The 5,415-nt window shown below is 40.0% G+C and carries 5 protein-coding genes and 1 pseudogene; all 6 read left to right on the forward strand.

Translation table 11 applies throughout. The features are described 5' to 3' along the window. A partial coding sequence (locus tag B2V92_RS23185) for a RagB/SusD family nutrient uptake outer membrane protein (protein WP_293312585.1) occupies nt 1-501 on the forward strand: 501 nt, incomplete at its 5' end. A 9-nt stretch (nt 502-510) separates the two neighbouring features. Further along, nucleotides 511-1,707 (forward strand): TlpA disulfide reductase family protein, encoded by a 1,197-nt coding sequence (locus B2V92_RS23190; protein WP_293312587.1) that lies wholly within the window; start codon nt 511-513, stop codon nt 1,705-1,707. A 6-nt stretch (nt 1,708-1,713) separates the two neighbouring features. Beyond that, nucleotides 1,714-2,919, forward strand: a complete 1,206-nt coding sequence (locus B2V92_RS23195) for a TlpA disulfide reductase family protein (protein ID WP_293312588.1) — start codon at nt 1,714-1,716, stop codon at nt 2,917-2,919. A 533-nt stretch (nt 2,920-3,452) separates the two neighbouring features. Then, nucleotides 3,453-3,851 (forward strand): hypothetical protein, encoded by a 399-nt coding sequence (locus B2V92_RS23200; protein WP_293312590.1) that lies wholly within the window; start codon nt 3,453-3,455, stop codon nt 3,849-3,851. Nucleotides 3,852-3,983: 132 nt separating this feature from the next. Continuing rightward, nucleotides 3,984-4,595 (forward strand): RNA polymerase sigma-70 factor, encoded by a 612-nt coding sequence (locus B2V92_RS23205; RefSeq protein ID WP_293312592.1) that lies wholly within the window; start codon nt 3,984-3,986, stop codon nt 4,593-4,595. 281 nt (nt 4,596-4,876) lie between these two features. Next, nucleotides 4,877-5,415: pseudogene (locus tag B2V92_RS23210) on the forward strand (FecR domain-containing protein); the annotation flags it as partial.

A 5,415-nucleotide genomic window follows, 5' to 3' on the forward strand; every position in this document is an offset into this window, starting at 1 on the left:
CTGGTTACCGGCGACCTTCGAAAAGGTTTTTACTTTACCGATCTGTATCCCGGCAATACCACCGATGTATTGAGTACCAATAAATACAGTTACCGTTTCTTTAATGGTGTTAATGGCGTATACTATTCTTATGCGGCCTTTAATCATTTAAGGCTGGCAGAGGTTTACCTCAACAGGGCAGAGGCAAGGCTAAAAAGTGGCGATGCCAGTGGCGCCCTTTCCGATTTAAATGTGATCCATACCCGTGCAGGTTTAACGCCTTTGCTTGGTTTATCCGGTCAGCCATTATTTGATGCTATTTTACTGGAAAGAAGGTTAGAGCTTGCCTTTGAAGGACATAACAGTTACGATTATTTCAGAAATGGCCTGCCTATGGTGCGGAATTACAGTTCATTTAATTCGCCACCGATAACGGTTAACGCCACCGATGCAAAAGTAGTGATGCGGATTTCGCAGCTCGTTTTAACAGAAAACCCGAACATTATCCAAAACCAACAATAACCTACCCATATGAAAAGATTTATTTTATTTATGGCAGCAATAGTTGCTGTATTCAGCGCTCGGGCGCAGCAAACATTTACCCTTAAAGGCCAGTTAAATGGCAGGGAAAGCGGAATATTAAAATTAAGATACACGCAGCCCGATGGCCGTTCGGTACAGGATAGCGCTACGGTAAACGCCGGTAAATTTGAGTTTAAAGGCACACTCACCGAACCGGTAATGGCATACATTATGGGCGATGTGAAAAGACCATCAATGGATGATCCTAATTTTGGTACTTTGTTTTTGGCGCCGGGTGAGTTAAAATTGGTACTCACCGAAGGACAGTTTAAAACGCTTAAGCTGAGCGGCTCAAAGCCCCACGACGAATATGCACTGCTGGAGCAGAAAAAAGCCCCGATAGCGGAAGAAACCAAGCCCATTTTAACACAGCTCCAAAAAGCCAGTGATGCTTATGTACAGGCAAAAAAAGAAAACCGCCCCGATGCAGAGCAGGATATTTTAAGGGAAAAAGCTGCCGAAATCAGGGATCAGCTCGCCCCCTTTAATGCGAAACGCGATAAAATCGATCTTGATTTTATCAGCCATAACCCTGATTCATATTATGCCGCCTATATGCTCAGTTATAAAATATCGGGTTTGAAACTCGCCGAAGCCAAAAAATATTACGAAGCATTTTCGCCTTTGGTTAAAGCCAGCAGTTATGGAAAAAAGATGTTAAAAGAGGTACAGAACCTTCAATCGGGTTCGCCAGGCAGTATTGCAATGGTTTTTGCCAAGAAAGACATTAACGGACAGGATTTAAGTCTGGCTGATTTTAAAGGGAAAAAGTATGTGCTGCTCGATTTCTGGGCAAGCTGGTGTGTACCCTGCCGGAAGGGTAACCCGCATCTGCTTTCGTTATATAGCAAGTATAAAGACAAAGGTCTGGAAATTATCGGTGTTGCTGATGATGATAGTGCTTTGGCAGCGTGGAAAAGGGCTGTTGAACAGGATAATATCGGTGTCTGGAAACATGTACTGCGTGGTTTAAAACGTACGCCAACTGGTTTCGACCGATCGGAAGATGTAAGTGAGGGTTTTGGTATCCATTCGCTTCCAACCAAAATCCTGATTGATAAAAACGGGATGATTATCGGCCGTTATGGCGGTGGTGGCGATAGTGATGAAGAAATGGATAAAAAATTGGCCAGTATTTTTAAATAATCACCTATGAAAATGAATATCATGTTAAAAAAAATATGTTTATCGCTATTATTTAGTATTTCGGTGCTGCTGGTATCGGCACAAAATCAGGCAACTGCCGGATATGTATTAAAAGGTACCCTCAATGGGATAAAAAATGGAAAAATTTACCTTTCCAGTTATAATGAGGAAGACAGGACCTCAACCAATATCGATAGTGCTACCGTTGCAAACGGAACCTTTGTTTTTAAAGGTAAACTGAAAAACGCAGAAATGCTGGGGCTGAATATTAAACCGGGCAACTGGTCGGCCAATTTGTTTTTGGAAAATGCTCCTGTTAACATCAATATCGATACCACAGGTGCAGAACATTACGATTATACCAAATACGGGCAGGGAAAAGGAGCCCGTTTAAAAAAGATAACTGTTAAAGGTTCCAAAAGTCAGGATCAGTTTGATGCCCTCGAGAACGATCCTTCACTTGCAGCACTCAAAACGAAAAGAGAGGCTATAAGCAAACAATATACCGCCGAAAAAAGTGCAGAAAAGAAAGAGGAATTAAAAGCGGCCAGTGCCAAAATATCTGAAGAGTATAATGCCATTCAGTTTAAGCTGATCCAGCAGTTTATAACACAAAACCCATCTGCTGTATCAGCGGTGTATGCCTTTAGCAATTACTATAGGTTTAATTCAACCATGCCGGTAACCGAACTGGGTAAGGTTCTGGATCAATTTAAAGGAGAGGCTAAAGCAAGCAGGTATTATTCGGCACTCGCCACACAGCTTAAAGACAGGGAGGCACTTTTACCGGGTAATTTAGCCCCTGATTTTACTTTAGTTAAAAAAGACAGCAGTAAACTATCGCTTTCAAGCCTGCGCGGAAAATATGTAATGATCGATTTTTGGGCCAGCTGGTGTAAGCCTTGTCGCGAAGCCATTCCACATTGGAAACAGGTTTATGAAAAATACCGTGGTAAAGGTTTCGAAATCCTGAGCGTATCCGACGATAGTAAGTGGAACGACTGGATCAAGGCAATGGACATTGAGCAGATGCCATGGGCACAGGTAATCGATGAATTTCCAAAAAAGATGATGCCTGCAAGGGTGGGAAGTTTATATCAGGTGCATTTTATCCCGTTTTATGTGCTCTTGGATAAAGAAGGGAAAATTCTGGTGTACAGTGATGATGAAAAAAAGATCGATGAAAAACTAGCTGCTTTATTAGGGAGCTGATAATCGCCTCTAACATGCCGTTGCGCAGAATGTACTGGTAGATTCGAAAGGGATTGTGGTGGCAAAAAGCCTAAGGGCCTAAGAGCTCAATAAAAAACTTCAGGGGTTGTTCCTGTAATATTATTAAAGGGGGAGATTATATCGCCCCCTTTATTATTTCTTACCACTTTTCGGGTAAATGCAGACCTTGTCCCACTTATAATGATGTTTGTGTAAATTGCTGATAATCAGTTTTTTTTTGTGTTAGGTATTTAAGGATGTAAGCTTATATGGTTATTATATAACTTATATAGTCAAACGGAAAGCATTGTTGCAAAAACGGACATTTAACAGCTTAGATGTTCTTAGGTGACCAAGGTGGTCAATTAAATGCGAAGTCTTTATTTTTATGGCCACTTTAGATATCTTAGCTCAACTGAGTTTTACATACTGCACGGATCGATCATAATTAAAAATATTTCCCTCAGGTTTGTATGGATTTTAGCAATAATCCACATCAGGATTATAAATACTACTGATAATCCACTCAATTGATGAAAAACATGGTTTTATTTATCGTAACGGTATCATTTTTAGGCTGTAAAGGGAGAAATGATATGAAACATCTGCTCGAATATCAAAATGACAATAGTTATTGGATACAAAAGGAAAAAATGAAGAATGGTTCATACGCTTACGTAGGACTTCAGTGGATTTTTTATGCCGATGGTTCGTCCCGGCCACTTTCTTCAGCTAACGAGAATCAAAAAGGTAGTCCTTCAATGTTAAATATGGAGAGTTCAAGTAAAGGAGAGTGGACTTTTAACCATACAGACAGTACTTTAAAAATTTGTGCTGTTTGTGTTTTTAAGATAAAAAAGGTTGCCCGGGATACTGTTTTTATGAGTGGGAAGGGTTATAAAGGTGATTTTATCCTCGTTAAACACAGATAAAGTTAACATGGCTATAAATAAAGCTGATTGATGGTGGTAAGGTTTATTTGTGTTCAATAACTTAATATTGCCTTAATATACAGCGCGGGTATAGGTTTTATTTTTGCCGTACAGAGATTCTCTTCGCAAGGCATGTTCAACAAAATAAAAGATTTACCGGATGCAGTACTGCTCGAAAAGCACAAAAACGGAAGTACCGCTGCCTTCGATCTTCTTTTTAAGCGTTACTATTCACCGCTTTACCGTTATGCTCTAAAAAATATAAAAGATACTTTTATTGCCGAAGAACTGGTAATGGATGTAATGCTTGGCCTGTGGAAAAAGCAGGGGAACATTTCAATAGAAACCGATCTTGCCCCTTACCTTTACCGGGCTGTTAAAAATGCCTTATACAACCATTACCGTAAAAAAATACTGGCAACCGTTGAGCTGGATGAACAGCTTGATACGGAGATCGTACCATCGAGACCAGCAGATGATGCTGTGGTATATGCGCAGCTGGAAGAAATTTACCGAGAAAAACTTGCCGAGTTAAGCCCTGCACGAAGAAGGGTATTCCAGATGAGCCGTGAAGAAAATAAGACCTATGCCGAAATTGCCAGTGATATGAACCTTTCGGTAAATACTGTCGAAAATTATATGGTTGCAGCGCTTAGTTTTTTTAGACAGCACATAAAAGAACATGCCGATTTTACGCTCATTCTCTTTTTGGCACCATATATTTTATTGTTTTTGTCTTCCTGATCTTCGGTCAATAGTGTGACTTAAAAGCTACTCTTAGGTATGTTTTAACTCAAGTCGTCACCCTGAATTTATTTCAGGGTCTATCTCGCAGGAAAGATGCTGTACTAAATCCGATAGCTATCAAATCAGCATGGCAGCCGCGCAGAGATAGCAACTAAAATTTGATAAAAAAGGATAGAAATTATTCAACCCCCTACTTCCTAAATAAAAATATATTTTTTTTCTTTTTGATAGGTGGTGTCCTCAAAAAGTTGTGTTATGTCTATTGAAGAACAACATCAATGGATCATAAAACAGAAAAAAAAGACCTCATCAGAAAATATATTAATGGCGAATGTACAGCGGAAGAAACTGCTAAAATAAAATCGCTGTTATCAACCGATGATCTTTCTGCACTTTTTGATGAGGTGATGGACGAAATTGCCACGTCAACTATTGATGAACATCACGAGCCCGATGTTGAACAGGCACTGGCAAAATTCCACCAAAAACAATCAGCCGGAAATGAATCCAATATTGTAGAATTCCCATCAAAAAGCATTAAACTCCGCAGGTATTTATCCTATGCTGCTGCGGTGATGGTTATCATAGGTTCAGCCTCACTTTTAATTCCGAGGTTTAAAAAACCACAACAAGATACCGAGCTGGTATACCAGCATTTCGAAAATCCGAATGGTAAACGTTCCAAAATCCTTTTGCCAGATAGCTCTGTGGTTTATCTGGGCTCAGGAAGTACACTTTCTTTCCCCTCAAAATTTGCAGCAAATGTTCGGGCGATCAATTTAAAGGGTGAAGCTTTTTTCGAAGTGACCAAAAATCC

The sequence above is a fragment of the Pedobacter sp. UBA5917 genome, assembly GCF_002432345.1.
GTDB lineage: Bacteria > Bacteroidota > Bacteroidia > Sphingobacteriales > Sphingobacteriaceae > Pedobacter.

Coding starts and splice junctions, on each gene's coding strand:
- B2V92_RS23205 (WP_293312592.1), top strand. CDS start 3,984: ATGTTCAACAAAATAAAAGATTTACCGGATGCAGTACTGCTCGAAAAG.
- B2V92_RS23200 (WP_293312590.1), top strand. CDS start 3,453: ATGAAAAACATGGTTTTATTTATCGTAACGGTATCATTTTTAGGCTGT.
- B2V92_RS23195 (WP_293312588.1), top strand. CDS start 1,714: ATGAAAATGAATATCATGTTAAAAAAAATATGTTTATCGCTATTATTT.
- B2V92_RS23190 (WP_293312587.1), top strand. CDS start 511: ATGAAAAGATTTATTTTATTTATGGCAGCAATAGTTGCTGTATTCAGC.